This is a genomic window from Microbacterium sp. NPDC059771 (assembly GCF_042732495.1).
Classification (GTDB): Bacteria; Actinomycetota; Actinomycetes; order Actinomycetales; family Microbacteriaceae; genus Microbacterium; species Microbacterium sufflavum.
Window position 1 is genome coordinate 1 of sequence record NZ_JBHWHK010000006.1, and the last position, 5,559, is coordinate 5,559.

General features: G+C 54.7%; 3 rRNA genes. All 3 read right to left on the reverse strand.

Going from position 1 to position 5,559, the window contains the following annotated elements:
* Positions 1–13 precede the first annotated feature (13 nt).
* Positions 14–130, reverse strand: a 5S ribosomal RNA gene (rrf, locus tag ACFV3I_RS18590).
* 111 nt (positions 131–241) lie between these two features.
* Positions 242–3,343: ribosomal RNA gene (locus ACFV3I_RS18595) — 23S ribosomal RNA — on the reverse strand.
* A 421-nt stretch (positions 3,344–3,764) separates the two neighbouring features.
* Positions 3,765–5,289 (reverse strand): 16S ribosomal RNA (locus ACFV3I_RS18600).
* The 16S, 23S and 5S rRNA genes sit together here, the layout of an rRNA operon.
* Positions 5,290–5,559: the final 270 nt, after the last annotated feature.

The following is a 5,559-nucleotide window of genomic DNA, read 5'->3' on the forward strand; positions in this document are numbered from 1 at the left end:
TTGACTAAAAGGAGTCCGGCGGTGTCCTACTCTCCCACAGGGTCCCCCCTGCAGTACCATCGGCGCTGTGAGGCTTAGCTTCCGGGTTCGGAATGTGACCGGGCGTTTCCCTCACGCTATGGCCGCCGAAACACTATTGATGTTTCAATCAAACCTAGGTTCACACGTATGTGTGATCGAAGGTGGTTCTCGACCGTACATCGAGAACCACTCAGTGGACGCAAGCACCAACGAACGGTGTGTTATCAAGTCATCGGCTTATTAGTACCAGTCAGCTGCACACGTTACCGTGCTTCCACATCTGGCCTATCAACCCAGTAGTCTGGCTGGGAGCCTCTCACCCGAAGGTATGGAAGTCTCATCTTGAGGCCGGCTTCCCGCTTAGATGCTTTCAGCGGTTATCCATCCCGAACGTAGCTAATCAGCGGTGCTCCTGGCGGAACAACTGACACACCAGAGGTTCGTCCAACCCGGTCCTCTCGTACTAGGGTCAGATCCTCTCAAACTTCCTACGCGCGCAGCGGATAGGGACCGAACTGTCTCACGACGTTCTAAACCCAGCTCGCGTACCGCTTTAATGGGCGAACAGCCCAACCCTTGGGACCTACTCCAGCCCCAGGATGCGACGAGCCGACATCGAGGTGCCAAACCATGCCGTCGATATGGACTCTTGGGCAAGATCAGCCTGTTATCCCCGAGGTACCTTTTATCCGTTGAGCGACAGCGCTTCCACAAGCCACTGCCGGATCACTAGTCCCGACTTTCGTCCCTGCTCGACCTGTCAGTCTCACAGTCAAGCTCCCTTGTGCACTTACACTCGCCACCTGATTGCCAACCAGGTTGAGGGAACCTTTGGGCGCCTCCGTTACTTTTTGGGAGGCAACCGCCCCAGTTAAACTACCCACCAGGCACTGTCCCTGAACCGGATTACGGTTCGAAGTTAGATATCCAGAGTGACCAGAGTGGTATTTCAACAATGACTCCACGGTAACTGGCGTCACCGCTTCAAAGTCTCCCACCTATCCTACACAAGCCACACCGAACACCAATACCAAGCTGTAGTAAAGGTCACGGGGTCTTTCCGTCCTGCTGCGCGTAACGAGCATCTTTACTCGTAATGCAATTTCGCCGAGTTCGCGGTTGAGACAGTTGGGAAGTCGTTACGCCATTCGTGCAGGTCGGAACTTACCCGACAAGGAATTTCGCTACCTTAGGATGGTTATAGTTACCACCGCCGTTTACTGGGGCTTAAATTCTCAGCTTCGCCTTGCGGCTAACCGGTCCTCTTAACCTTCCAGCACCGGGCAGGCGTCAGTCCGTATACATCGTCTTGCGACTTGGCACGGACCTGTGTTTTTAGTAAACAGTCGCTACCCACTAGTCTCTGCGGCCTCCAAACGCTTTCGGAGCAAGTCCTAATACGTCGAAGGCCCCCCTTCTCCCGAAGTTACGGGGGCATTTTGCCGAGTTCCTTAACCACGATTCTCTCGATCTCCTTGGTATTCTCTACCTGACCACCTGAGTCGGTTTGGGGTACGGGCGGCTAGAACCTCGCGTCGATGCTTTTCTCGGCAGCATAGGATCATCCACTTTTTATCCGCATCGTGTCTCAGCCTCATGAGTCACGGATTTGCCTATGACTCGGCCTACGCACTTGCACCAGGACAACCATCGCCTGGCTTGGACTACCTTCCTGCGTCACACCTGTTAATACGCTAACCGCACCAGCATGGGGTCACGTGCTCCCCTCCACGGTGTCACCCGAAGGTGACGATGTGAAGGCTCGGACGTTTAGCACCACTGGATTAGCTTGGGCGGTTCTTCGCCGGTACGGGAATATCAACCCGTTGTCCATCGACTACGCCTGTCGGCCTCGCCTTAGGTCCCGACTTACCCAGGGAAGATTAGCTTGACCCTGGAACCCTTGGTCTTTCGGAGGACGTGTTTCTCACACGTCATTCGCTACTCATGCCTGCATTCTCACTCGTGTAGCCTCCACGGCTGGTTTCCACCGCCGCTTCGCTGGCCACACGACGCTCTCCTACCCATCAACACGGCTGGACCACGAAGGCCTACCAATAATGTCAATGCCACAACTTCGGTGGCGTGCTTGAGCCCCGTTACATTGTCGGCGCGGAATCACTTGACCAGTGAGCTATTACGCACTCTTTCAAGGGTGGCTGCTTCTAAGCCAACCTCCTGGTTGTCAGAGCAACTCCACATCCTTTCCCACTTAGCACGCGCTTTGGGACCTTAGTTGGTGGTCTGGGTTGTTTCCCTCTCGACTATGAAGCTTATCCCCCACAGTCTCACTGCTGCGCTCTCACTTACCGGCATTCGGAGTTTGGCTGACGTCAGTAACCTTGTAGGGCCCATCGGCCATCCAGTAGCTCTACCTCCGGCAAGAAACACGCAACGCTGCACCTAAATGCATTTCGGAGAGAACCAGCTATCACGAAGTTTGATTGGCCTTTCACCCCTATCCACAGCTCATCCCCTCAGTTTTCAACCTAAGTGGGTTCGGTCCTCCACGACGTCTTACCGTCGCTTCAACCTGGCCATGGATAGATCACTTCGCTTCGGGTCTAGGACATGCGACTGAATCGCCCTATTCAGACTCGCTTTCGCTACGGCTACCCCACACGGGTTAACCTCGCCACATATCGCTAACTCGCAGGCTCATTCTTCAAAAGGCACGCTGTCACACCTACCAGGGGTGCTCCAACGGTTTGTAAGCAAACGGTTTCAGGTACTATTTCACTCCCCTCCCGGGGTACTTTTCACCTTTCCCTCACGGTACTTGTCCGCTATCGGTCATCTGGGAGTATTTAGGCTTATCAGGTGGTCCTGACAGATTCACACGGGATTTCACGGGCCCCGTGCTACTTGGGATACTCTCCACGCCAGAACACGCATTTCGACTACGGGGTTGGCACCCTCTATGACCGGCCTTTCAAGACCGTTCGTCTATACGCTTCTGTAACGTCGCCAGCTCGGCAGAACTGACTGGTGAGTCCCACAACCCCGAATATGCAACTCCTGCCGGATATCACACACACTCGGTTTAGCCTGATCCGGTTTCGCTCGCCACTACTAACGGAATCGCGGTTGCTTTCTCTTCCTGTGGGTACTGAGATGTTTCACTTCCCCACGTTCCCTCTACCCGCCCTATATATTCAGGCGGGAGTCACTAGGTCGGCACGCCGCCCAGCGGGGTTTCCCCATTCGGACACCCTCGGATCAAAACTTGCTTATCAGTTCCCCGAGGCTTATCGCAGATTGCTACGTCCTTCTTCGGCTCCAGATGCCAAGGCATCCACCGTTTGCTCTTAAAGACTTGAAATCACATGAGTTCGAATCAAAAACTCGACCCCACCCGAAGGCGGGATCAGAAATTGACTAATGATCTTTAAGATCATCTTGCGCAACCAATCCGAAGATCAGTTGCAAGATGCTCGCGTCCACTGTGTAGTTCTCAAAGTACGGGCGGTACCCTTCACCGCTTCCCCACCGGGGAAACAACGAAAGGCCCAGAGTAACCAAATGCTTCCAACCCGAAGGTCAAAGCGCATCCGGTCCCTCAGGACCCAACAGCGTGCAGGTGCGACATCCGTCACCCTCCCCGTTCCAACCACCGAAGCGGCGTACTGAAGAAGAACAACATCCTTCGCACCATGTCAAATGTTCCACCCATGAGCTCCCAGCGAAGAACGTACGCCTTCGATCTGGGTTCTGGACACCCGAAAGTGTCAGATGCTCCTTAGAAAGGAGGTGATCCAGCCGCACCTTCCGGTACGGCTACCTTGTTACGACTTAGTCCTAATTACCGATCCCACCTTCGACGGCTCCCTCCACAAGGGTTAGGCCACCGGCTTCAGGTGTTACCGACTTTCATGACTTGACGGGCGGTGTGTACAAGACCCGGGAACGTATTCACCGCAGCGTTGCTGATCTGCGATTACTAGCGACTCCGACTTCATGAGGTCGAGTTGCAGACCTCAATCCGAACTGGGACCGGCTTTTTGGGATTCGCTCCACCTCACGGTATTGCAGCCCTTTGTACCGGCCATTGTAGCATGCGTGAAGCCCAAGACATAAGGGGCATGATGATTTGACGTCATCCCCACCTTCCTCCGAGTTGACCCCGGCAGTATCCCATGAGTTCCCACCATTACGCGCTGGCAACATAGAACGAGGGTTGCGCTCGTTGCGGGACTTAACCCAACATCTCACGACACGAGCTGACGACAACCATGCACCACCTGTTTACGAGTGTCCAAAGAGTTGACCATTTCTGGCCCGTTCTCGTATATGTCAAGCCTTGGTAAGGTTCTTCGCGTTGCATCGAATTAATCCGCATGCTCCGCCGCTTGTGCGGGTCCCCGTCAATTCCTTTGAGTTTTAGCCTTGCGGCCGTACTCCCCAGGCGGGGAACTTAATGCGTTAGCTGCGTCACGGAATCCGTGGAATGGACCCCACAACTAGTTCCCAACGTTTACGGGGTGGACTACCAGGGTATCTAAGCCTGTTTGCTCCCCACCCTTTCGCTCCTCAGCGTCAGTTACGGCCCAGAGATCTGCCTTCGCCATCGGTGTTCCTCCTGATATCTGCGCATTCCACCGCTACACCAGGAATTCCAATCTCCCCTACCGCACTCTAGTCTGCCCGTACCCACTGCAGGCCCGAGGTTGAGCCTCGGGATTTCACAGCAGACGCGACAAACCGCCTACGAGCTCTTTACGCCCAATAATTCCGGATAACGCTTGCGCCCTACGTATTACCGCGGCTGCTGGCACGTAGTTAGCCGGCGCTTTTTCTGCAGGTACCGTCACTTTCGCTTCTTCCCTGCTAAAAGAGGTTTACAACCCGAAGGCCGTCATCCCTCACGCGGCGTTGCTGCATCAGGCTTCCGCCCATTGTGCAATATTCCCCACTGCTGCCTCCCGTAGGAGTCTGGGCCGTGTCTCAGTCCCAGTGTGGCCGGTCACCCTCTCAGGCCGGCTACCCGTCGACGCCTTGGTGAGCCATTACCTCACCAACAAGCTGATAGGCCGCGAGCCCATCCCCAACCGAAAAATCTTTCCAAACGCAGACCATGCGGTCACGTCACATATCCAGTATTAGACGCCGTTTCCAGCGCTTATCCCAGAGTCAGGGGCAGGTTGCTCACGTGTTACTCACCCGTTCGCCACTGATCCCACAGAGCAAGCTCCGTGTTCACCGTTCGACTTGCATGTGTTAAGCACGCCGCCAGCGTTCATCCTGAGCCAGGATCAAACTCTCCGTAAAAAGAAATTGCATACAACCCGGGGAAAAACCAGGCCGCAGCGAGTTTGAAACTGACCAAAGAGATGACATCATTGCTGACTTCATCCGAATGCCAACCCCCCAAAAGGAGTTGGTCTTTGATCCAAAGGAATTCTCACCCAGCCGAAGCTGAACGAGGATAATTTGGCATTTGACAAGTGCACGCTGTTGAGTTCTCAAGGATCGGATGCTCCCACGACCCAGCCATCACAACCAGGCCCGCAGGGCAACTTCTCTATCTTAGCCATCCCG